Source organism: Vagococcus luciliae (assembly GCF_024637875.1).
Lineage (GTDB): Bacteria > Bacillota > Bacilli > Lactobacillales > Vagococcaceae > Vagococcus > Vagococcus luciliae.
In genome coordinates, this window is sequence record NZ_CP102451.1 from 1,002,664 (window position 1) to 1,028,543 (window position 25,880).

Consider the following 25,880-nt stretch of genomic DNA (forward strand, 5'->3'; position numbering starts at 1 on the left):
GCTGTACCAAGACCATATTGTTTTTTCTCGTCGATAATAAAACCTCCATTTCAATATTAGCAATATATCATAAATAGCAAAAAAGTGAATGAAAATTTTATGAAATTTAAAAAAGTCATGAGAGAGTTTTAATGTGTGAGATATGTTAAAATAAGGAAGATAAATAAAGGGATTGAGGTGGTATGTTTGAGTCTTCAATTTATATTAAATACAGCAGACAAAGAAGTTTTAGAAGATTTATTAGGTATGTCGACAGACTGGTTAGAAAAGTCGATGCATCATGAGGTGTTTTACCTTGTGCCTAATCACGTTAAATTTGAAACGGAAATAAATGTATTGAAAAAAATGCATACGTTACCTAAATTTAGCAAACAGAAGTATATGGCAAGTATGAGATTACAAGTCTTTAGTTTTTCTAGGTTGGCTTGGTATTACATGCAACAAACTAAAAGTTATCAAGCAACGAGACTAAGTGATTCTGGAAAGTTTATGCTGATAAGAAAAAGTTTAATAAGCTGTAAAGATAACTTGGTGTTATTTAAGCGTGAAGTCGATAGACCAGGTTTTATTCAACAATTACTTGATTTATTTGATGAGTTAAAACAAGGAAATGTTTCACCATTTGATTTACAAGAAGTTGTGGAAAATATTGCAACAACTGAAAAGACCAGTCAAGAAGATTATGTCACAAAATTAATCGATATACAGTTAATTTATCAAACGTATCAAGAGATGTTAATCACTCATCATATTGCCGATAAAGAATTATTAACAGAATTAGCTGAGTATTTGAGTGAGAAAGATTTATCTCATGTTCAATTTATTGTGTCAGGATTTACTAATTTTACAGCAGTAGAAAAACAATTAATAGAAGTACTAATGAAAGTGTCTGGTGAAATAAAAATAAATTTAGTTCTTGACGAGGCACCAAAAGAAACTTCTTTAGATAGTTATCAATTGTTTTTTAATACGTCAAAAATGTACCAAGAATTATATGATGTCGCTAGAGACAATCAAGTGAAAGTATTATTTGATATTAAATGTCACTCAAAAAATAAGACATCAATGAGTGAATTAGCACATGGGTGGCAAAATTTACAAGAGTTAGTGCCGAATAAGATAGAAAAATCGACTGTTTCAAATGTGTTATCACTTTGGACTTGTACAGATACGTATCAAGAAGTAAAAGCTATTGGGACAAAAATTAGAGAATTAGTGGCAACAGAAGGTTATCGTTATGAAGAGATTGCCTTAATTAGTCGAGATATTGAAACATATGCTTCAGAAATTATGGCAGTATTTGATGATATGGACATACCTTACTATGTTAATGAAGAAGAAGACATGGCAAATCATCCTTTAGTCGAATGGTTGCGTTCATTATTTAAAATAGATGAATCATTTTATCAATACCGAGATGTGATGCGCTTTTTAAGAACAGAATTATGTTTTCCAAATACTAATTTGACTGACGATTTAAAAACATGGTATGAAAAAATGAGTGCATTTAGACAAGCAACAGACTATACAGAAAATGTGGTACTTGCTTATGGATATAGTGGGAGTGACTGGATTAAAAAAGAAGATTGGGAGTATGTGACCTATCAGTACAACACAGATGATGATACTTTGGATAATCAACAAGTTATTCAAGAACAATCTAATGATATCAGACGGTTAATTGCGACCCATTTACCTAAGTTTTTTGAGAAATTAAAACAATCTATTACTAATAAAGAAGCTATTGTGACGTTCTATCAATTTTTACTAGAAATTGGTGTAGATAAACAGCTTCAAGCGATGCAACAACAAGAAATCGAAAGAGGGCATTTAACTGAAGCGAAAAATCATGAGCAAACATGGCAAGCATTGATGGATTTATTAGATGAATATTATGATGTATTAGGTGAAGATACTTTTGAGTTTGAGATTTTTAAGGAGATTTTACTTAGTGGATTAGAAGGCGTTAGCTATAGTAAAGTCCCAGCTTCAATTGATGAAGTAGTGGTAACATCATTAGATAGGGTTCGAGCAAAAAAATATCGGGCGACGTTTATTTTTGGGGCAACAGATCAAGTGTTACCTAAAAAAATTGATAATAAAACACTATTAAGTAACGAAGAACGAGATGTGTTTTCTCAATTATTAAGGTCAGACAGTTTCTTAAATAATAGTTTAACTGAATCAATGGCTAATGAACCATTTATCTTTTATTTGGCGTTACTGTCAGCCACAGACAAAATTATTCTTAGCGCACCTAAAAATCGTGACCAAGTCAAAGATGTTAAACTATCACCATACATCGAACAGTTAAGTCGATATTTTGCTATTCCTATTATTCATCATGATGCTGTCCTAACAGCTGATGAACAGGTATTAAACTCAATTTCGACAGACAAACTATTGCTTAGTGATTTAGTGAGTGCTTATAGAGAATATGACGAAAAGAAAGAAAGTGTTCCTTGGCTATTTTTACAACTAGAAAAACGTGTTCGTAAACAATTACCGGTTGAAACAAATCGTTTGTTTATGAGTTTATCGCATAAAAATATTCCCGAAACCTTAAACAATCAATCCGTTGATACATTATATGGTGAAACAATTTATGCGTCTGTTTCAAAAATTGAAAATTTCTATCAATGTCAGTATAAGTACTTTTTACGTTATGGACTTGGTATTCAAGAAAGAGAGCAGTTTGAGTTATCCCCAGCAGCAGCAGGAGAATTTTATCATGAAGCCTTGGATTTATTCTTTAAGGAACTAATTAAACAGAAAATCCAACTAACAGATATGTCAGATGATGAAGTGAAACAACTTGCTCAAACGGTGTTACAGGAAATATTAGGAGATAAACGATTTACTATTTTGTCCACAACCAATCGGATGAAATATGTGTCGTATCAGTTAGAAAAAACCATTCAAAGAGTGTGCTTATCGCTAAAAAATCAAGCTAAACGAAGTGATATGACCCCTATCCAAACAGAAATATTGTTTGGTGAGTCGTTAAAACAAGCTGGATTAAATAGTTTGGAAATTGTTTTAAACAATAATAAAAAAGTAAAAGTGCGAGGTAAAATTGATCGCTTGGATAAATTAGTTATTGAAGATGATGTGTATTTAAGCGTGATTGACTACAAATCGAGTAAGCATAATTTTGATTTTGTTGATGCTTATTATGGATTAGCTATGCAAATGATTACGTACTTAGATGTTGCCTTAAGTAATGCAGTAGAGTTAGTTGGTCAAACAGCTAAACCAGCTGGAGCACTATACATGCATATTAAAAATCCAGTTATCAATGTTAACGAAAAATTCTCATTAGATACGCTAGATGAACAACTACTAAAAGAGTATCAATATGATGGGTTGTTAGTAGAAGATGATGTGATTTTAGGAAAATTAGATAAAACCATTGACTCTCAGGTAAAATCGCTAGTTTACCCATACGAGCAGTTAAAAAGTGGGAAAATGAAATCATCACGATTTATCACATCAGATGAATTATCTCATTTAGTTGCTCATAATCGTGATAATTTCAAACAAGCTGGAGAAAAAATCTATGAAGGTAGCACGGAGTTAAATCCAGTCTATAAAGAACAAAAACGGTTAGCTTGTGGTTTTTGTCCATATAAAAGTGTGTGTCAATTTGACGTGATGTTACCAGAAAATAATTATCACCGAATTGAGTCCTTGAAAAAAGAAACGATTATGGAAAAACTGCAGCCTGAATCAAAGGAGGAGACACATGAGTAACCTAGATATTCCAGTAAAACCAGAAAACAGCCATTTTACAGATAAACAATGGCAAGCGGTATATGATTCTGGTGATAATTTGTTGATTTCTGCCTCTGCCGGTTCTGGTAAAACAACGGTATTAGTTGAGCGAGTGATTCAAAAAATTAAGTCGGGTGTTAATGTCGATGAATTATTGATTGTGACCTATACGGAAGCCGCTGCAAAAGAGATGAAACAACGAATTAAGGTAGCCATTCAAACGGCTCTTACAGAAGAAGTTGATACCGCACAAAAAGAGCATTTGGTAAAACAACTGGGGATACTTCCAACAGCTACCATCAGTACACTTCATGCTTTTTGTTTACGTGTCATTCAAAGATACTATTATCTTATTCATATCGATCCTGTTTTTCGTTTATTGACTGATGAAACAGAAAATCTACTATTAAAGGAAGATGTCTGGGATGAGCTAAGGGAAGAACTATACGGTGAAGAAAGAGAAGCGTTTTATCAATTAACTGAAAATTTTTCCAATGATCGTAATGATAATGGGTTGATGGAACTCATTTTTTCGATACACTTATTTGCTCAAGCAAATTCTGAACCGGAAAATTGGTTAGATAGTTTGCTTGAAAATTATCAAATAACAGACAGCTTAGTCAACTCGTCACTCTATCAACAATACATGAAACCAGATGTATTAAATCAATTATTGTTAGCTCAAGTAACCACAGATGAGTTAGTGAATCGTTGTCAAAGTGATGAAGAGCTAAAGAAAACACTAGAAACAGTCAGTGACGACAAACAATTAATTGATACATTATTATTTTTAATTAACGAAGATAGACTAGAGGACTTTTATGATTATTTGATAAGCACACCATTTAATCGTATTAAAGCGCCGTCTAAAAAAACAGCATCAGAAGAAGTTCAAGAGGAATATCAGGAAATAAAATTGGTACGAGATAGTGTAAAAGAAAATATTGGAAAGTTAAGAAGTCAGTATTTTAAACAAAGCCCTAAAGAGATGTTAGAGATATTAGAAAAATCACAGTCAGTGGTTGAAGAGCTAATTAGTGTGACCAAGCGATTTATTCAACGATTTTCTAAGGAAAAAGAATCTCGTCATGTACTTGATTTTAACGATTTAGAGCATTTGACATTGGCAATTTTAAGAAAACAAGTTGAGGGTCAATGGGTAGAATCTGAAGCATCAACGTATTATCGTCATAAATTCAATGAAATTTTGGTAGATGAGTATCAAGATATTAATAGATTACAAGAAACGATTTTGTATTGGTTGCGTCGCCCTGAAAAACATAATGGTAATCTATTTATGGTAGGGGACGTTAAACAATCAATTTATGGGTTCCGTTTAGCTGATCCTACTTTGTTTATTGAAAAATATGAACAATTTGCGACAGAAGAAGATGGCCGTCGTATTATCCTAGCAGAAAATTTTCGTTCAAGAAGTAATGTCTTAGATTTTACGAACCTTGTCTTTACACAATTAATGGATAAAGAATTAGGGCAATTAGATTATGATACGAGTGCTGAATTAATTGTTGGAAATAAGTCATTTCCTGAAAGTAAGGATTATGATACGGAATTATTAATTTATCAAACCACATCAGAAGAAAAAGATCAGGAGTCATTAGAATTTAGACTAGATGGAAAAACAGAAGGTGAGTTACGGCTTGTTGCGTTAAAAATTCGAGAATTAATTGATAAGAAATTTGAGTTGTTTGATAAAAAAGAAGAAAAAATGCGTTCAATCGCCTATAAAGATATTGTGTTGTTAACACCAACGAAAAAAAACAACTTAGATATTTTAGATATTTTTAAAGAGTACGATATCCCATTAATGGTGAACGATACACAGAATTATTTTCAAGCCACTGAGATTAGAATCATGATTTCTTTACTACAACTAATCGACAACCCTTACCAAGATATTCCGTTAGCGGCTATTTTACGCTCGCCGATTGTTGGAATTGGTGAAAATGATATGGTTCTATTAAAAAGCTATGACATGACAGGCTACTATTATGATGCCTTACAGAAATTTTTAATAGACGGAGATAAATCCAGTCAGTTATATCAAATAATCGAGACGTTTAATCAACAGTTTAATCATTGGCGTGAGTTGGCTAGAAGAAAACGATTGGTTGAATTAATTTGGCAAATTTATAAAGATACTGACTTACTTGATTATGTAGCAGGGTTGCCTTCAGGTATGCAACGAAAAGCCAATCTTCATGCTTTGTATCACCGTGCATCGAGTTATGAAGAGATGAGTTTTAAAGGTCTATTTCAATTTATTCGGTTTATCGAAAAAATGCAGCAAAAAAATAAAGATTTAGCCGAAGCATCTAACATTAATGAAGAAGCAGATGCTGTTAGAGTGATGACCATTCATGCTAGTAAAGGCTTAGAATTTCCTGTTGTGTTCTTACTAGACATGTCAAAACAATTCAATCTAATGGATGTTAGACAACGAAAATTTGTTTTTGATGAAGAGCTTGGTATGGGGATTAAATACAAAGACATTGAAAAACGTTTAGAATATGATACATTTCCTTTTAGTGTGATTAGAGAACATAAAAAACAGAAATTGTTAGCAGAAGAGATGCGTAAATTATACGTTGCACTAACTCGTGCAGAAGAAAAGCTTTACTTAGTCGGTTCCTATAAAAGCAAAGATGATGCTTATAAGAAATGGGCAACTTTAACTAGTACTGAGCATATGGTTTTACCAACAGCAAGCAGACAATCAACATCAAGTTTGATGGACTGGGTAGGAATGTCTTTAGTTAGACATCCGGACTTTGAAACGTATTTTCCAACTAGCGAAGCGACTGTCCTATCAGGATTAAAGAAACATCCAGGACAATTTTCTATTCACTTTTATCAAGAAGAGGATATTTTAGCTAGACATATGGCTCAAGGAGAGCAAGAAGAAGAATTAAAAGTATCTGATGTGAAACCAAATGTTAAATTATTAAAAGAAGTGGTAGAGCGCTTGAATTTTTCTTATCCTGAAAAAGATGCCACTATGACGGCAAGTTATCAATCTGTTTCTGAGGTTAAACGATTATTTGAAGATCCTGACATGAAGGATGTACCAACACTTAATTTCTCAAAAGATAAACAAATAAAAGCACATAGAGAAATATTGAGCGATAGTGCTAAGCCTAAATTTATGGAAGGTGATATTCAAATTAAATCTACAGATATTGGTTCAGCAGTACATTTATTGATGCAATTGTTACCTCTTGATAAAAAGCCGACAGAACAAGATATAAAGGAACAAATAGAGATAATGGTACAAAATGGTGTTTTTACAGAAAAATTAGCAGCTATATTACCTATCAATATAATAAAGTCATTTTTCGATACAACGTTTGGTGCATACCTATTAGCACACCATGAATTTACTAGAAGAGAACAACCGTTTTCATTGCTACTACCAGCTAAAGAGTTGTATCAAGATTATGTAACTAAAGAAGAGGATACTGTATTGATTCATGGGATTATTGATGGATTTGTCTTAACAGATTCAGAGCTTATTTTATATGATTTTAAAACAGATTATGTGCCTAAAGGTGCTACTATTGAAGAATTAGAAAAATTAAAACAGCGTTATGTTGGGCAATTAACTCTTTATCAATTAGCATTGGAAGAAATCTATCAAAGAAACGTGACGTCTTCCAAATTGATTCTATTAAATAGTGGAGACATCATTGATATGATATAAATGTTGTTCATAAAAAAAAAAACATGATAAAATAAGTATCAATAAAAGGAGAGGGATGTGATATTATGTATAAATCCTCTAAAGAACTTAAAATGCAAGCAAAAGAGTCACTCAGAGGACGATGGAAAGAAGCAGTAATATTGAATTTGGTACCGTCAATTATTCAAATGATTTCAATGTTTTTTATTACAATAACAGTATTGGTGTTTGGATTATTTATTGGCACGATGGCAAGTGATCAAACAAATTACTCAAAAATAGCGGGAGACGACTATGATAGTATTCAACATGAATATACATGGGAGGAAAACTTGGATGATGAATCACCTGCTTCAGGCGTAGTAGCGGCAATTGCTTCAGCAGGATCTGCTCCATTAGCAGGACCTATATTTAGCTTTGTTATGACATTTTTAACAATTGGTATTTCATTTACTTTTTTAGATGTCATAAGGCGTGGTAAATCACAAAATATGTCATTTAAAGAATCATTTAGATTGTTTAATGGAAATGATTTTGTTCCAGTATTATTGATTAATATTTTGACATATATTTTCCAATACTTATGGACTTTATTATTTATTATTCCAGGTATTGTAAAAGGATATTCTTATTCACAAGCAAACTTTATTTACAAAGATTTATCTTCAACTCGTGACACAAGGAGTATGGGCGCTACAAGTTTTATAACTGAAAGTCGTGAATTAATGGATGGGCATAAAGGTCGATTATTTTGGTTAGATATTAGTTTTATTGGGTGGTATTTTGTGGGAATGCTAACAATGGGAATAGGATTATTATGGATTAATCCATATATTAATGCGACGAAAGCAGCGTTCTATGATGATTTATCTAAAGGAAAATTTTTAGAGCAAGAAGTAATGGAAGAGGATGAAATTTGGACAAGTTTTTAAAGAATGAGATGATTCTCATTCTTTTTTTATTATATTGATACCATAAAGTCAGATAAATTTAATGCATAAGTCGTATGATGAGTGGCATACCAATTATCCCGAATTGGTTTTTGAATTCTATTTATTTGTAAATAGAATCATTTACAACCTTCATTTCCACTAGAGCGACGGCTTTGGTGGTTTTTTTGTGTCTTCATGATATAATATAAGCGAACGTACATTCTTTTTTGGAGGTTAGTTTATGTCAAATGGTTTGAAATTTCCGTTAATTAACGATTTATCTCGAAAAATTATCCATGTTGATATGGATGCTTTTTATGCTTCTATAGAAGAAAGAGATAATCCCAGTCTAAAAGGTAAGCCATTAGTCATTGCCAAACACCCTAATGATACAAATGGACGTGGTGTTGTCACCACAGCAAATTATGAAGCAAGAAAATATGGCATTCATTCAGCAATGAGTGCAAAAAAAGCATATGAACTTTGTCCACATGCGATGTTTGTCTCAGGTAACCGGGAATATTATGCTGAAGTTTCTAAACAAATTCATGAAGTTTTTAGAGAATACACTGATGTAGTTGAACCTCTTTCTCTTGATGAGGCTTATCTTGACGTAACGCATAATAAACAAAATATTAAAAGTGCAATAAAAATAGCCCGACTTATTCAATCCAAAATTTATGAAAAAGTTGAATTAACCAGTTCAGCAGGAGTCAGCTATAATAAATTTTTAGCTAAAATTGCGTCAGACTATGATAAACCAAAAGGATTGACCGTTATATTACCAGAAGATGCGCAAGAATTTTTGTTTGAATTACCAATTGAAAAATTTTATGGTATTGGAAAAAAGACGATTCCACTTATGCACGAAATGGGTGTATACACAGGCAAAGATTTGTATGATATACCAGAAATGACGTTAATCGATTTGTTCGGTAAAAAAGGATATAGTTTATATCGTAAAGTTCGAGGTGTTCATAATGATCCTGTCGAAAATAATCGAGAGAGAAAATCAATAGGTAGAGAAAAAACGTTTGGAAAAATACTTATCCAAGAAAGGGATGTACTAAATCATTTAAGAGAATTGTCAGAAGAAGTTAGTCGAAAACTATTGAAAAATGAATTAAAAGGAAAAACAATCGTTCTAAAGGTAAGGACTAATTCTTATGAAACAGTTACAAGAAGGATGACATTAAATAAATATATTTGTCAAACGGAAGAAATTTATTTTTATGCTAATCAATTATGGGAAGAATTAAATTGGAGCAATAGCGGTATTAGATTAGTAGGAGTAACAATCACAACTTTAGAAAAGTCTGTTTACGAAGCAATAGAATTACCATTATTCATTAAAAAAGGACAGATAAATAAGTAATATTGAAAAAAATAAAAAAACTATTGACGAATTGTGACATAATTGTTATATTAGTAAATGTCCTTGAGACACAGATTTTGAAATACTTGTTTTTTAATATTAGATGATAGGATTTATTTTATTAGGAATGAATTTTCAGAAAAATTAAAAAATAAAAAACTGTTGACAAGTTATTATAAACTTGTTATGATATAAAAGTTGTTACGGCAACAAAGTTTAGACCTTTGAAAACTGAACAAAGTAAGACGAACCAAATGTGTAGGGCGTTTCTACTATGTAGAAACAAACCATATTTAGTGAATACAATTCGCTAGCAAGTTTTAAAACAAATGAGCTAAACATCGTAAGATGTTATCAACTTTTTATTGAGAGTTTGATCCTGGCTCAGGACGAACGCTGGCGGCGTGCCTAATACATGCAAGTCGAACGCACTTCTTCTCACCGGAGCTTGCTCCACCGAGAAGAAGTGAGTGGCGGACGGGTGAGTAACACGTGGGCAACCTGCCCATCAGAGGGGGATAACACTTGGAAACAGGTGCTAATACCGCATAATTGCTTTTGCCGCATGGCAAAAGTATAAAAGACGCTTCGGTGTCACTGGTGGATGGGCCCGCGGTGCATTAGTTAGTTGGTGGGGTAACAGCCTACCAAGACCATGATGCATAGCCGACCTGAGAGGGTGATCGGCCACACTGGGACTGAGACACGGCCCAGACTCCTACGGGAGGCAGCAGTAGGGAATCTTCGGCAATGGACGAAAGTCTGACCGAGCAACGCCGCGTGAGTGAAGAAGGTTTTCGGATCGTAAAACTCTGTTGTTAGAGAAGAACAAGTGATAGAGTAACTGTTATCACCTTGACGGTATCTAACCAGAAAGCCACGGCTAACTACGTGCCAGCAGCCGCGGTAATACGTAGGTGGCAAGCGTTGTCCGGATTTATTGGGCGTAAAGCGAGCGCAGGCGGTCTTTTAAGTCTGATGTGAAAGCCCTCGGCTCAACCGAGGAAGGTCATTGGAAACTGGAGGACTTGAGTGCAGAAGAGGAGAGTGGAATTCCATGTGTAGCGGTGAAATGCGTAGATATATGGAGGAACACCAGTGGCGAAGGCGACTCTCTGGTCTGTAACTGACGCTGAGGCTCGAAAGCGTGGGGAGCAAACAGGATTAGATACCCTGGTAGTCCACGCCGTAAACGATGAGTGCTAAGTGTTGGAGGGTTTCCGCCCTTCAGTGCTGCAGTTAACGCATTAAGCACTCCGCCTGGGGAGTACGGCCGCAAGGCTGAAACTCAAAGGAATTGACGGGGGCCCGCACAAGCGGTGGAGCATGTGGTTTAATTCGAAGCAACGCGAAGAACCTTACCAGGTCTTGACATCCTTTGACCACTCTAGAGATAGAGCTTTCCCTTCGGGGACAAAGTGACAGGTGGTGCATGGTTGTCGTCAGCTCGTGTCGTGAGATGTTGGGTTAAGTCCCGCAACGAGCGCAACCCTTATTGTTAGTTGCCATCATTTAGTTGGGCACTCTAGCGAGACTGCCGGTGACAAACCGGAGGAAGGTGGGGATGACGTCAAATCATCATGCCCCTTATGACCTGGGCTACACACGTGCTACAATGGACAGTACAATGAGTTGCGAGACCGCGAGGTTTAGCTAATCTCTTAAAGCTGTTCTCAGTTCGGATTGTAGGCTGCAACTCGCCTACATGAAGCCGGAATCGCTAGTAATCGTGGATCAGCATGCCACGGTGAATACGTTCCCGGGCCTTGTACACACCGCCCGTCACACCACGAGAGTTTGTAACACCCAAAGTCGGTGAGGTAACCTTTTGGAGCCAGCCGCCTAAGGTGGGATAGATGATTGGGGTGAAGTCGTAACAAGGTAGCCGTATCGGAAGGTGCGGCTGGATCACCTCCTTTCTAAGGATAATTACGGAAAACACATTACGTTTTTACTTTGTTCAGTTTTGAGAGGTTTACTCTTAATAGGGGCCTTAGCTCAGCTGGGAGAGCGCCTGCCTTGCACGCAGGAGGTCAGCGGTTCGATCCCGCTAGGCTCCATTGATGAGAAATCATCATATAGATTGTTCATTGAAAACTGGATAGTTGAAGTTAGACATCAACATAAACCGAGAACACCGCGTTGAACAGTTTCTTTTAAAGAACTGTGAAATGTATTAACTATTATCTATCGCTAGTTAATAGTTAATGAAAAAACAAGCTAACCGTAAGGTTAGAAAAGGTTAAGTGAATAAGGGCGCACGGTGGATGCCTTGGCACTAGAAGCCGATGAAGGACGGGACTAACACCGATATGCTTCGGGGAGCTGTAAGTAAGCTATGATCCGGAGATTTCCGAATGGGGGAACCCAGTATCTTTTATAGGATATTATCTAGTAGTGAATACATAGCTATTAGAAGGTAGACGCAGAGAACTGAAACATCTAAGTACCTGCAGGAAGAGAAAGAAAAATCGATTTCCTTAGTAGCGGCGAGCGAAACGGAAACAGCCCAAACCAATAAGCTTGCTTATTGGGGTTGTAGGACTCAGCTGTGGTAGCTGTTGTGGATAGTCGAATCGACCTGGAAAGGTCAGCCGTAGCGGGTAAAAGCCCCGTAGATGAAATTGACAACACACCTATGAGTATCCTGAGTACGGCGGAACACGAGAAATTCCGTCGGAATCCGGGAGGACCATCTCCCAAGGCTAAATACTCTCTAGTGACCGATAGTGAACCAGTACCGTGAGGGAAAGGTGAAAAGCACCCCGGAAGGGGAGTGAAATAGAACCTGAAACCGTGTGCCTACAAGAAGTTAGAGCCCGTTAATGGGTGATAGCGTGCCTTTTGCAGAATGAACCGGCGAGTTACGATAGCATGCGAGGTTAAGCTGAAGAAGCGGAGCCGTAGCGAAAGCGAGTCTGAATAGGGCGAATGAGTATGTTGTCGTAGACCCGAAACCATGTGACCTACCCATGTCCAGGTTGAAGGTGTGGTAAAACGCACTGGAGGACCGAACCCACGTACGTTGAAAAGTGCGGGGATGAGGTGTGGGTAGCGGAGAAATTCCAAACGAACTTGGAGATAGCTGGTTCTCTCCGAAATAGCTTTAGGGCTAGCCTCGGATTTGAGAATGATGGAGGTAGAGCACTGTTTGGACTAGGGGCCCGTCTTGGGTTACCGAATTCAGATAAACTCCGAATGCCATTCATTTATATCCGGGAGTCAGACAGTGAGTGATAAGATCCATTGTCGAAAGGGAAACAGCCCAGACCACCAGCTAAGGTCCCAAAATACATGTTAAGTGGAAAAGGATGTGAGGGTGCACAAACAACTAGGATGTTGGCTCAGAAGCAGCCACCATTTAAAGAGTGCGTAATAGCTCACTAGTCGAGTGCCCTTGCGCCGAAAATGTACCGGGGCTAAACATGTTACCGAAGCTGTGGATAGAACCTTTGGTTCTATGGTAGGAGAGCGTTCTAAGGGCGTTGAAGCTGGATCGTAAGGACTGGTGGAGCGCTTAGAAGTGAGAATGCCGGTATGAGTAGCGAAAGACAGGTGAGAATCCTGTCCACCGAATGACTAAGGTTTCCTGGGGAAGGCTCGTCCTCCCAGGGTTAGTCGGGACCTAAGCTGAGGCCGATAGGCGTAGGCGATGGACAACAGGTTGAGATTCCTGTACTCGTTTGTTTTGTTTGAACAATGGAGGGACACAGGAGGCTATGAGATCGTGCGACTGGAAGTGCACGTTCAAGCAACGAGTTTTGATAAGAGTCAAATGCTTTTATCTTTAAGAACAAGTTGTGATGAGTAGGGAAATAAAGTACCGAAGTCTCAATGTCACACTGTCAAGAAAAGCTTCTAGTTAGAAACAAATGACCCGTACCGCAAACCGACACAGGTAGTCGAGGAGAGAATCCTAAGGTGAGCGAGAGAACTCTCGTTAAGGAACTCGGCAAAATGACCCCGTAACTTCGGGAGAAGGGGTGCTGAACGCAAGTTCAGCCGCAGTGAATAGGCCCAAGCGACTGTTTATCAAAAACACAGGTCTCTGCAAAATCGAAAGATGACGTATAGGGGCTGACGCCTGCCCGGTGCTGGAAGGTTAAGAGGATGGGTTAGCAATAGCGAAGCTCAAAATTGAAGCCCCAGTAAACGGCGGCCGTAACTATAACGGTCCTAAGGTAGCGAAATTCCTTGTCGGGTAAGTTCCGACCCGCACGAAAGGCGTAACGATTTGGGCACTGTCTCAACGAGAGACTCGGTGAAATTTTAGTACCTGTGAAGATGCAGGTTACCCGCGACAGGACGGAAAGACCCCATGGAGCTTTACTGTAGTTTGATATTGAATGTTTGTGACACATGTACAGGATAGGTAGGAGCCGTAGAAATCGGAACGCTAGTTTCGATGGAGGCGCTGGTGGGATACTACCCTTGTGTTATGACCATTCTAACCCGCACCACTTATCGTGGTGGGAGACAGTGTCAGATGGACAGTTTGACTGGGGCGGTCGCCTCCCAAAAGGTAACGGAGGCGCCCAAAGGTTCCCTCAGAATGGTTGGAAATCATTCGTAGAGTGCAAAGGCAGAAGGGAGCTTGACTGCGAGAGTTACAACTCGAGCAGGGACGAAAGTCGGGCTTAGTGATCCGGTGGTTCCGCATGGAAGGGCCATCGCTCAACGGATAAAAGCTACCCTGGGGATAACAGGCTTATCTCCCCCAAGAGTTCACATCGACGGGGAGGTTTGGCACCTCGATGTCGGCTCGTCGCATCCTGGGGCTGTAGTCGGTCCCAAGGGTTGGGCTGTTCGCCCATTAAAGCGGCACGCGAGCTGGGTTCAGAACGTCGTGAGACAGTTCGGTCCCTATCCGTCGCGGGCGTTGGAAATTTGAGAGGAGCTGTCCTTAGTACGAGAGGACCGGGATGGACATACCTCTGGTGTACCAGTTGTTCTGCCAAGGGCATTGCTGGGTAGCTATGTATGGACGGGATAAACGCTGAAAGCATCTAAGCGTGAAGCCCCCCTCAAGATGAGATTTCCCATTCCTTTAAGGAAGTAAGACCCCTGAAAGATGATCAGGTAGATAGGCTAGAAGTGGAAGTACAGTGATGTATGGAGCGGACTAGTACTAATCGGTCGAGGACTTAACCAAGATAGCGGTGGACAATTATATTGATACTAACTTAACATCCAGTTTTGAGTGAATCATCACTCAATAAAAAACAGATAAGTGCGGTGACGATGGCAAGAAGGATACACCTGTAACCATGTCGAACACAGAAGTTAAGCTTCTTAGCGCCGAGGGTAGTGAAGGGTTTCCCTTTGTGAGAGTAGGACGTTGCCGTGCTTTTTGTATTAATTCAAATATAAATGAAAAAGGGAGGTACATTTAATTATGTTATCTCCTTTTTTTTGTTATAATATACATGTTTTATAATAATAAAGTGAGAATAAGTAATGAAATTACACAAATCATTATAAAATATAGTGAAAATATGATAAACTCATATATGAGGTTTTTTTAAGATTTGATTGTTATTGTTGACGTAGAATAGTATTTACAATAAACTAGTCAAAGATTTATAAGTAAAAATAGGTCTCAAGTCCTATTATAAATTCAATCATATGCTTGATATAATTTAACTTAAATGATTGTAAAATGAGTTGAAAGTAAAGGAGTGCTATGTATGGAATTAAAAAAAATTGAAGTGCCAGAAAATACGAAAAGATGGATGAGTTTCGTTGGAAGAACACTTTTTTATGCAGCCATAATACTTGTATTAATTTATTTGTATCAATATAGCCATGTGGGTGGGGGCTCTTTCATATATAATCAATTTTAAAAAGGAGCTAGTAAATAATGTTAAATGAAATTGTAGAAAAAATTAAAGATATTTCATTAAATAGTGAAGAAACTATCTTTTTTGAAGAAAATAATCGTCAATACTCTTATAAAGAGTTAGATAAATTGTCAGATTCTCTTGCTGGATTTTTAGAAGAAAGATATCCAGTGAAAACGCCTGTTATTGTTTATGGGGCTCAAGAAGCTTTAATGATTATCTCGTTTTTAGCTTGTACTAAATCGGGTCATTCATATGTACCTATTGATGATCACACACCTAAAGAACGAGTATCAATGATTGTTGAAGAAGCAAATGCTTCTTGTGTTTTATCTTTGTCTGATTGGCCATTAGATACAAAAGAAGTTTATGATAGACAAACAGTTATTTCTTTGATGAATGATGAAAAAGAATATTTAGCAAAACAAGTGGTGTGTGAAAATGATGTGTATTATATTATTTTTACATCTGGAACAACTGGGAAGCCAAAAGGGGTGCAAATCACTTATAATAATTTAATTAGTTTTACCAATTGGATGTTGAGTGATTTTTATTTGAAAAAAAATCAACGTTTTTTATGTCAAGCACCATTTTCATTTGATTTATCAGTGATGGATTTGTATCCTGCTTTATTATCAGCTGGAACGCTTATCCCAATGCCGAAAACAATGATTGAAAATTTTCCGTTATTATTCAAATCAATTCCAGAAATGGCCTTGAATGTCTGGGTGTCAACTCCTTCATTAATTGAAATGGTATTATTGAATCCAGAATTTGATTCAAAACATTTACCAACATTAGAGAACTTTGAATTTTGTGGTGAAGAATTACCAAAAAATACTGCTCAAAAATTGTTGGACCGTTTCCCTAATGCTAAAATTTATAATACATATGGTCCAACAGAAACAACTGTTGCAATTACGAATATTATAATTACGCAAGATGTTCTAGATAACTATGAACGAGTACCACTTGGAAAAGTTAAAAGTGATACAACAATTCATATTTTGAATGATAAGGGTGAAAAATTACCTAGTGGTGAAATTGGTGAAATTGTTATTTCTGGTCCAAGTGTATCTATAGGTTATTTTAATAATCCTGAAAAAACAAAAGATGTGTTTTTTGAATTTGAAGGGGTACCATCCTATCGAACTGGAGATGCAGGTCTGATCAAAGACGATTTGTTATTTTATAAAGGAAGAATGGATTTTCAAATTAAGTTAAATGGTTATAGAATGGAATTAGGTGATATTGATCACCATTTAATCACTCTTCCAGAAATTCGTTCTGCATGTTCTGTTCCAAAATATAACAAATCTGGTAAGGTACAACAATTATTAGCTTATGTAGTTTTGGAAACACCTATTGAAAAAGCAGATGAAAAAAGTTTGACTCAAAAATTAAAAGAGGACTTAAATAAAACAGTGATGGATTATATGGTACCACATCGTTTTGTCTTTGTTGAAAGTCTTCCAATGACACAAAACGGAAAAATAGATCGTAAACAATTAATAAATGAGGTGAATAGTTAATGAGTCAGCTAGCACAGTTGATCCCATACTTGACTCCTTATGAAAAACCTTTTTATTTTATTATATTAGGTGTGTTGTTTATCCCATCGATTCTTTTATCATTAAACGGTAAAAGAATGATGTGGTATCAAAACTTTTTAACTATTTTCTTTTTATGGATTAGTTTTGGTGGCCCAAATTCAAAACAGGGACTGGCTTTAATTGCTTATATGATTTGGCAAACACTATTAACAGCTATATACTTTAAATATCGACAAAAAGATAATAAAAGTAGTGTTTTTTACTTAGCAGTTTTGCTAAATTTATTGCCGATGTTTATTATTAAACTTTCACCATTTTTTGGTTCTCAATCGATTTTAGCTTTTCTAGGTTATTCTTATTTAACCTTTAAATCTGTTCAAGTCGTGATGGAAATACGTGATGGAATATTAAAGGAATTTAATATTAAATATTATATTCAATTTTTAATTTTCTTTCCAACTATTTCATCTGGACCAATTGATCGCTATCGCCGATTTTTAAAAGATTATTTAAATCCGCCAGACAAAGAAAAATATGTTGAGTTATTACAAAAAGGTATTCATTACATATTCTTAGGTTTATTATATAAATTTATTATAGGATATGTTTTAGGTAGTCAATTATTACCAACAGTTCAAGGATTTGCACTAGGTGGAACGGCTCCTGTTCTTGGAACGATTGGATATATGTATGTGTATAGTTTTTATTTATTTTTTGATTTTGCTGGTTATAGTTTGTTTGCAGTAGGGACAAGTTATTTACTTGGTTATGAAACACCTATGAACTTTAATAAACCATTTATTAGTCCCAACATTAAAGAATTTTGGAATAGATGGCACATCACTTTATCATTTTGGTTTAGAGATTATGTTTACATGAGATTGATGTTTACGTTATTAAAGAAAAAAGTATTTAAGAGTCGTGTTGTGGCATCAAATGTTGGGTATTTCGGCTTGTTCCTATTAATGGGATTATGGCACGGATTAACCTGGTATTACATTGTATATGGTATTTACCATGCTTTATTAATTTGTATTAATGATGCTTGGTTGAGATATAAAAAGAAACATAAAGACAAATTGCCAAGTAATCGTTGGACGCATGCTTTAGCAATCTTTATTACATTTAATGCAGTATGTTTTAGTTTCTTGATTTTCTCAGGATTTTTGGATACATTAATTAAACAATTTATCTTAGTATAGGAGATGGCTAAAAATGAACGTAAAAGACACAGTATTAAGCATTTTAGAAGATTTAACAGGAAGTGATTTTTCAGATCAAATGACTGTTGATTTATATGAAGAAGGTATTTTAGATTCAATGGCTACTGTTCAAATGTTAGTAGAAATTGATGGTCAATTAGGTATAACTGTTCCTGTTTCGGAATATGAAAGAAGTGAGTGGGCGACTCCTGAACAAATTATTGCACAGGTTGAAGCTTTACAATCATGACACTAAAGAAAAAAATATTTTTCGCCGTTGGCCCGTTTGCAGTAGCAGCTTTGTTCATAGTAGCTTTATTGTATTCGCCACTAGAATTTATTAAGGAACCTTCAGAAAAGAAAGTGCATGAAGCTGCATCGTCTATGTCTGTTAATGTATTAAAAGGCTCTGAAATAAAAAGAGAAGCAATGGAATCTGGAAAGTATTTACCATTCTTTGGTTCATCTGAATTAAGTCGTGTGAATCCTTTTCATCCATCTGTACTGGCAAAAAAATATGATAGATCTTATGAACCGTTCCTCTTAGGAGCGCCAGGAACGCAATCTTTAACGCACTTTTTTATGTTAAATTCTGTTAAAAAACCATTAGAAAATAAAAAGGTTGTATTTATTATTTCTCCACAATGGTTTGTTAAAAAAGGTGTATCAGATCCCATGTACTCTCTTTTTTATTCACCGATTGAAACGTATGAATGGTTAGTAGATTTAGATGAAACAGATCAAACAGATCAATATATTGCTGGTCGGTTGCTTGAATTTGAAAGTGTAAAATCTGATACTCAGTTAAAGAAAATGTTGTTAAAAGTAAAAAATGGTGAAGAACTATCAAAAGCTGATAGAAGAAAAGCTTATTATAAATATAAACGTCTTAAAAATGAAGATTTACTATTTGGTCAAATTGGAATTGTTTCTAAAAACAAACGGATTGATAAACAAGCAACATATTTACCAAATCAATATAATTTTAATGAGCTTGATGCATTAGCTTATAAAATTGGACAAGAAAAAACAAATAATAACCCATTTGAAATTTCAAATGGATTCTACTCAAATAGAATTATGCCGATGAAAGGGAAGTTAAAGGATTCTCAAAAGAAATTTAACTATATCTCTTCACCAGAATATGCTGATTTTGAAGCATTTTTGGAGTTACTTGCTAAAAATAATATTGATGCCATGTTTGTTATTCCACCTGTGAATAAGTTGTGGTCTGATTATACAGGATTATCAACTGAGATGTTAGATGATTTTTCTAAAAAGATTAATTATCAATTAACCTCACAAGGCTTTAATAATATTGTAGATTTTACTGATAAACGTGGTGAAAAATACTTCATGGAAGACACGATTCATATTGGTTGGCGTGGATGGTTAGAAATGGATACTCAGTTACAAGAGTTTTTAAAATCTGATTCCAAACCTGATTATAAAATGAATCCAGAATTATTCTTTAGTAAAGAATGGCAGACAGAACAATATAAATAAACAAAAACTCCATTTACCTAAACAGTAAGTGGAGTCTTTTTATGCTCTTTTAAGGAATCTAAAAAGAATCGTGTGGAGGCATTGATTGGTTGATTTTTATTCATCACAACATAAAAATTTTGATGTAAATCAATGTCTTCTAGATGAATTTGGCTAATAGATTGATTTATTAGTTCTAAATTGATGGATGATGCATAGATAAAACTAATTCCTCTATTGTGTAAAATCATTTGTTTAATTAAATTAATATTACCGACATATTGTTTATGAGAAAAGTAATCGAGTGATAGATTTTGTTTATCTAATAATAGCATCATAGCATCACTGATACCAGATCCTTTTTCTCTAAAAATAACGGTTTCATTTTCTAAATCTTTTAGAGAAACTTCTTGGTTTGCTAGTGGATGGGAATTTGAGCAAATACAAATAATACTATCTTTAAAAAAGATTTCTTTTGCTAGTGATTTATCTTCAATCGGACCTGAGATGAGGGCTAAATCAATTTTGTGAGCATGAATCAATTTAAGCAATCCTTTTGTATTATCAACCATTAGAGAGATAGACGATTTTGGGTAGCGGTTTGAATATTCGGTAATATATTGTGGAATCCAGTATTCACCAATGGTTTTACTAGCACCGATGCGAAGTGAGACAGTGTTTGTCAAATAAGAATTAATTTGTAATATCTCACTTTTTAGATTTTTTATTTTTTTATAGAGATAAAGACCTTCAGGGGTAATTGTTAAGGTTTTATCCTGATACTTAACAAGGGAAACCCCTAACTCTTTTTCTATATATTGTATATGCTTTGTCACAGCTGGTTGAGTAAAGTTTAAAATTTGGGCTGTTTTTGTATAATTTTTTGTTTCTACTAAAACTAAAAACGTATCGTAACGATAATCCAACATTCCTTTAACCTCCTTATACCTACCCCCCTATTATACATTATTTTTCCATAAAAAGAATTAACTATGACAATTTAGTATAGCACTATAACAAAGTGTTATTTTATTTTTGTGATAATTTGCACTAATATAGATTGTGTAATAAGTAACAAGAAGGAGGAAATAAAATGGAAAATGTCAATATCGATGAAAGGGAATCGTTTAAAAGATTTCAGCCACTCATAGCTATTATTATTGTGATTTTATTATTAATGTTTGGTAATTATCTAGGAAATCAGAAAGCGGTTTTACCCATTCAATTATTTTCGGGTGTTTTATTAGGGGCAACATTAACAAGAGCGCGTTTTGGGTTTGCCGGTGGTATCAAACGAATTTATGTTAGAGGAGAAGGCAGTTTAACGAAAGCGCTATTAATTATGTTGTTTGTTACGATGTTCTTATTTATGGGAATACAATGGTATGCAGCGCAAAATGGAGCTGTTCCAGCATTTTTAGCTGCTGAAGGTGAAGCCATTATTCCAGGTACACAAAATGTGTACATGGCTAATTTAGCAACTATACTTGGTGGAATATTATTTGGAATGGGAATGATATTTGCCGGAGGGTGTGCTTCAGGGACGTTGACTGATATGGGTGAAGGAGAAGGACGTGCGATGTTTGTCTTTTTATTCTTTATACTAGGATCAGCACCTGGAGAGTTAGCTAGATACAAATTTGACCAATCATCATTAGGTAAAGTAGGGGTACAAAGTTATTTACCTGATACATTTGGTTACATTGGAGCATTAGCCGTATCTGGTTTAATTTTATTATTTATCTATTGGTTAGTTTTAAAATACGAGAAAAAACGTAAAGAAGAAAATACTTATATGGATCCTTTAGGTGATTGGGAAGACTTTGAGAAACCTTTAGCTATTGAAACCTCTGAAGAAACATCATTGTTTAGTTACAAAACATATCATAAATTGTTTATTGAACGTTGGAGTTTTAAAACAGGTGCCGTTGTAATTGCTGTTATTTGTACATTTATATTGTTAACAACGAATAAAGCTTGGGGTGTGACAAGTGCTTTTTCAAAATTAGAAATCGCTTTATTACAGCCGCTAGGAGTTGAATTTGCTTCTCCTGCATTTGATAAATTAAATATGTCTGTCAGTGAAGGGTTATTAACAGATGGTGGAACGATTCGAAATTTAGGGATTGTTGTTGGAGCGGCTTTATCATTTTTAATGGCTGGCAGATTTAAATTTGCGATGAAATTAAATAAACGAGATATCCCTTACTTTGTTGTTGGTGGTTTATTAATGGGATTTGGCGCAAGACTTGCTAAAGGATGTAATGCTGGGGCAATGTATTCAGCCATCTCGACATTCTCAGTATCAGGTTGGGTCTTTACAATTGCAATGGTCGTTGGCGGATTAATTAGTCTAAAACTTTTTGCTGGTAAGATGTCTTTAATACCAGCAAGTAGAAAAAAATAGAAAATATAGGAGGAGTTTTATCATGAGTAAACGCGTATTAATTATCGGTGGGGTTGCAGGGGGAGCATCAACTGCAGCACGAGTTAGAAGAATAGATGAATTTGCAGAAATTATTATGTTTGAAAAAGGGCCTTTCGTTTCATTCTCAAACTGTGCTTTACCATTTCATTTAAGTGGTGTAGTAGCTGAGGCAGATGATTTAGTTTTAATGTCTCCAGAGGTTTTCCATAAACAATATAATATTACGGCAAAAGTGAATCATGAAGTGATTGCTATCCATCCAGAAGAAAAGAAAATTACAGTAAAAAATGTGTTAACTGGTGAAACAATGGATGAAGAATACGATGAATTAGTATTATCACCAGGAGCAAATCCTATTCTACCAAAAAGTATTAAAGGAATTGGATCAGATCATGTCTTTACTGTGAGAAATGTTCCTGACATTGATGCTATCAAGCATTATATTGATGACAATCATATTAAAGATGTTGCAGTTGTTGGTGCTGGATTTATTGGGATTGAAGTGGCAGAAAACTTACAAATGGCTGGAAAACATGTCACCATTATTGAAGCAGCAAATCAAGTCATGGCACCGTTTGACTATGATATGGCTCAGATTTTACATAAAGAAATTATTGATAATGAGGTTGACTTAGTATTAGAAGATGGCGTGAAAGAAATCTTCTCAGATAGAGTGGTATTAGAGTCTGGTAAAGAAATACCTGCGAAAGCAGTGATTATGGCAATTGGGGTAACACCTGAATTAACATTAGCTAAATCAGCTGGATTAGAAATAGGAGAAACTGGCGGTATTAAAGTGAACCATCATTATTTAACATCTAAACCACATATTTATGCAGTTGGTGATGTGATTGAAACAACTCACTTTATCACTCAAAAACCAACACGTTTAACTTTAGCAGGACCAGCTCAACGTCAAGCAAGAGCTGCGGCAGATCATATGTATGGTAAAACTTATCGTAATACAGGCGTTATCGGTTCATCAGTGATTCAATGTTTTGGTATGAATGCCGCGTCAACTGGTCTAAATGAAAAAGATTGTCAACGAGAAGGTATTGCTTACCAAACGGCATATGTTATCCCTAAAGATCGTGTAGGTCTTATGCCTAATGCGAAACCATTATTCTTTAAACTAATCTTTGCAGATCCTTCTGGACAAATTTTAGGCGCTCAAGCAATGGGACAAGGAAATGTTGACAAACGAATTGATGTCATCGCAGCAATGATTATGAATCATGCGAATATCGAAGATTTAAAAGAATTGGAATTATCTTATTCTCCAATGTTTGGTACAGCCAAAGATGTGGTTAATATGGCAGCACTTGTTGCGATGAACGTTCTAAATGGAGAGTACAAACAAGTTCCCGTAACCGAAATTAGAGAGTTAGTGGAAAAAGATGCCTTTATTATTGATGCACGTGAACCACATGAATATGCTGAAGGGCACATTGTAAATGCAGTAAGTATTCCATTTAGTGAATTCCGTCAACGTTTGGATGAAATTCCAAAAGACAGACCAGTTTATGTCCATTGTTTATCTAGTCAACGTAGTTATAACATGGTAAAAGCACTACAAGCACATGGTTTTGATAATGTCTTTAACTTAATGGGGTCATTCTTAGGTGTTTGTATGTACGAATATTTCAATGATCAACAAACAGGTCGTAACCCAATTGTGACAAATTATCGTTTCGACTTATTATAAAATTTATTGGGGCAAAACAGTAAGGGATTTTGCCCCAATCTTTTTAAATTAAAAAAGGTTGGTGAAGATATGAAAAAGAAACAAACCAAGAGTTATAAAGGATATACCTATGCCACATGGCTCATTATTTTAGTTGCATGGCTAATTGTGACAGAAACAAACTTGGTCTCTTCACGATTGATTCCTTCACCAATTCAAGTGGTCAAAACAGCAGGTGATATTTTTATTAATGGATACAATGGTATGTCCTTTTGGCAACATATAGGGATTAGTTTATATCGCTTAATTGTATCTAGTTTTTTAGCTGTATTAACGGCTATTCCATTGGGATTAATGAGTGGCTATTTTCCAAGATTTAGAGCAGTGGTTGATTCCCTTGTTCAATTTTATCGTCCACTACCACCACTTGCTTATTATACGTTATTAATTTTATGGTTAGGAATCGATGAGTCACCAAAGATTATGTTATTATATTTAGCTGCTTTTGCCCCAATATATCTATCATGTGTTTCAGCAGTGAGGAAAATTCCAATTGATTACATCAATAATGCTGAGTCATTGGGTGCAAGTAAGAAAGATATTTTCTTTACCGTCATTTTACCAGGGAGTTTACCTGATATATTTACTGGGTTAAGAACAGCTGTTGGAGTTGCATATACTACGCTTGTATCAGCAGAGATGGTGGCTGCAACAAGTGGTATTGGTTGGATGGTGATTGATGCATCAAAATATTTAAAAAGTGATGTCATGTTTGTCGGGATTATTTTTATGGGGTTAACTGGCATTTTGATTGATATGGGACTGCGTTTAGTTGAAAAGCGTGTGGTCTTTTGGAAGGGAAGAGATGAATCGTGACAAGAAGAAAAAAAGGTAGGCTAATATTACTACTTAGTATCATTATTTTAGTATTTACTGGATGCTCCTCTAAGTCAAAAGATGAGGAAGGTGCTTTACCAAAAGAAGTAAAAATCGGAATTATTCGTGTACCAAATGATAAGCAAGTGGCGATTTCTCAAAAGTATTTTGACGAATTTTTTAAAGATAAAGGAATTAAAACAAAATTTATGTTTTTTGATTCAGGTGTAGCGGCAAACAAAGCTCTCTCATCAAACAGCATTGATTTTGCAGAGATGGGTTATACCAATGGGGTTGTTGCTTTAGCGACAGATATCCCGGCTGAATTGATTTGGATTCATGAAGTATTGGGAACCAATGAAGCATTAGTGACACCAAAGGATTCTAGTATTACAGATATTAAACAACTTAAAGGGAAGAAAATAGCTACACCTTTTAGTTCGACATCTCATTTTAGTCTCTTACAAGCATTAAAATTAGCTGGTATTGAAAAAGAAGTGACGCTACTTGATATGGAAACGAATGATATTGTGGCAGCTTGGGAACGTGGTGACTTAGATGCTGCTTATACATGGGAGCCTACATTATCCACTTTAAAAGAGACAGGAAACGTATTGATAGATAGTGAAACATTGGCGAACAAAGGATTTATGACGGTTAATATAGATTTAGTGAATGCAGAATTTAGTAAAAAATACCCTGAACTTGTTCAAGAGTATGTTAAAGCTTTAAACAAAGGGGTAGAGTATTATAATGAAAATCCTGATGGAGCAGCAAAAGGCGCAGCGACAGAATTAGGAATTGAAACCAACGATGCTTTAACACAAATGCAAGGAACAACTTGGTTAATGATGAATGAACAAGTATCTCCAGATTACTTAGGAACAGAAGCAACACCGGGTAAATTTCATCAAGTATTTAAGGACACAGCAGAATTTTTAGCTGAGCAAAAATCTATTTCTAATGTACCAAGTGATGAAGATATTAATCATTTTATCAATACGACTTACATCGAAAAAGCGATGGAAAAATAG

General features: G+C 35.4%; 14 protein-coding genes, 1 tRNA gene and 3 rRNA genes. 17 read left to right on the forward strand and 1 reads right to left on the reverse strand.

Features of this window, described 5'->3' with window-relative positions; all coding sequences use genetic code 11:
* Positions 1-186: 186 nt before the first annotated feature.
* From G314FT_RS05080 to dltD, 13 genes are all read left to right on the forward strand, one after another.
* Positions 187-3,753 carry a PD-(D/E)XK nuclease family protein gene (locus G314FT_RS05080; protein ID WP_257702387.1) on the forward strand — a complete coding sequence of 1,189 codons (3,567 nt, stop codon included), beginning with the start codon at positions 187-189 and terminating at the stop codon, positions 3,751-3,753.
* On the forward strand, positions 3,746-7,492 hold the full coding sequence (gene addA / locus G314FT_RS05085) for a helicase-exonuclease AddAB subunit AddA (RefSeq protein ID WP_257702389.1): 3,747 nt from the start codon (positions 3,746-3,748) through the stop codon (positions 7,490-7,492). Before G314FT_RS05080 ends, addA begins: the two co-directional genes overlap by 8 nt.
* A 65-nt stretch (positions 7,493-7,557) precedes the next feature.
* The gene (locus tag G314FT_RS05090; protein ID WP_257702391.1) at positions 7,558-8,403 is read left to right on the forward strand and encodes a DUF975 family protein; all 846 of its coding nucleotides are present in this window, start codon (positions 7,558-7,560) and stop codon (positions 8,401-8,403) included.
* Between the two features lie 241 nt (positions 8,404-8,644).
* On the forward strand, positions 8,645-9,778 hold the full coding sequence (gene dinB / locus G314FT_RS05095) for a DNA polymerase IV (RefSeq protein WP_257702393.1): 1,134 nt from the start codon (positions 8,645-8,647) through the stop codon (positions 9,776-9,778).
* 361 nt (positions 9,779-10,139) lie between these two features.
* Positions 10,140-11,697, forward strand: a 16S ribosomal RNA gene (locus G314FT_RS05100).
* Between the two features lie 68 nt (positions 11,698-11,765).
* A tRNA-Ala gene (locus G314FT_RS05105) sits at positions 11,766-11,838 on the forward strand.
* A gap of 180 nt (positions 11,839-12,018) precedes the next feature.
* Positions 12,019-14,930, forward strand: a 23S ribosomal RNA gene (locus G314FT_RS05110).
* A gap of 79 nt (positions 14,931-15,009) precedes the next feature.
* Positions 15,010-15,125, forward strand: a 5S ribosomal RNA gene (gene rrf / locus G314FT_RS05115).
* Together the 16S, 23S and 5S rRNA genes with 1 tRNA gene alongside form the textbook arrangement of a ribosomal RNA operon.
* A 340-nt stretch (positions 15,126-15,465) precedes the next feature.
* Positions 15,466-15,621: a teichoic acid D-Ala incorporation-associated protein DltX gene (locus G314FT_RS05120; RefSeq protein ID WP_257702395.1), complete on the forward strand. Its 156-nt coding sequence runs from the start codon at positions 15,466-15,468 to the stop codon at positions 15,619-15,621.
* A 17-nt stretch (positions 15,622-15,638) separates the two neighbouring features.
* Entirely contained in the window at positions 15,639-17,150 is a 1,512-nt protein-coding gene (gene dltA / locus G314FT_RS05125) for a D-alanine--poly(phosphoribitol) ligase subunit DltA (RefSeq protein WP_257702398.1), read from the forward strand.
* A complete protein-coding gene (gene dltB, locus G314FT_RS05130) occupies positions 17,150-18,373 on the forward strand; it encodes a D-alanyl-lipoteichoic acid biosynthesis protein DltB (RefSeq protein ID WP_257702400.1) in 1,224 nt (407 codons plus the stop codon). The genes dltA and dltB overlap by 1 nt, the downstream gene beginning before the upstream one ends.
* A gap of 13 nt (positions 18,374-18,386) precedes the next feature.
* The gene (gene dltC / locus G314FT_RS05135) at positions 18,387-18,623 is read left to right on the forward strand and encodes a D-alanine--poly(phosphoribitol) ligase subunit DltC (protein ID WP_257702401.1); all 237 of its coding nucleotides are present in this window, start codon (positions 18,387-18,389) and stop codon (positions 18,621-18,623) included.
* A complete protein-coding gene (gene dltD, locus G314FT_RS05140) occupies positions 18,620-19,879 on the forward strand; it encodes a D-alanyl-lipoteichoic acid biosynthesis protein DltD (RefSeq protein WP_257702403.1) in 1,260 nt (419 codons plus the stop codon). The genes dltC and dltD overlap by 4 nt, the downstream gene beginning before the upstream one ends.
* A gap of 17 nt (positions 19,880-19,896) precedes the next feature.
* On the opposite strand, the gene G314FT_RS05145 is transcribed toward dltD, so the two are convergent.
* Positions 19,897-20,787, reverse strand: coding sequence for a LysR family transcriptional regulator (locus G314FT_RS05145; protein WP_257702405.1), 891 nt, complete (start codon positions 20,785-20,787; stop codon positions 19,897-19,899).
* 164 nt (positions 20,788-20,951) lie between these two features.
* On the opposite strand from G314FT_RS05145, the gene G314FT_RS05150 reads away from it, so the two are divergent.
* From G314FT_RS05150 to G314FT_RS05165, 4 genes are all read left to right on the forward strand, one after another.
* Positions 20,952-22,265, forward strand: a complete 1,314-nt coding sequence (locus G314FT_RS05150) for a YeeE/YedE family protein (RefSeq protein WP_257702407.1) — start codon at positions 20,952-20,954, stop codon at positions 22,263-22,265.
* 22 nt (positions 22,266-22,287) lie between these two features.
* On the forward strand, positions 22,288-23,991 hold the full coding sequence (locus G314FT_RS05155; protein ID WP_257702408.1) for an FAD-dependent oxidoreductase: 1,704 nt from the start codon (positions 22,288-22,290) through the stop codon (positions 23,989-23,991).
* Positions 23,992-24,060: 69 nt separating this feature from the next.
* Complete coding sequence (locus G314FT_RS05160) at positions 24,061-24,846, forward strand: ABC transporter permease (protein WP_257702409.1); 786 nt, start codon at positions 24,061-24,063, stop codon at positions 24,844-24,846.
* Positions 24,843-25,880 (forward strand): taurine ABC transporter substrate-binding protein, encoded by a 1,038-nt coding sequence (locus tag G314FT_RS05165; RefSeq protein WP_257702410.1) that lies wholly within the window; start codon positions 24,843-24,845, stop codon positions 25,878-25,880. The genes G314FT_RS05160 and G314FT_RS05165 overlap by 4 nt, the downstream gene beginning before the upstream one ends.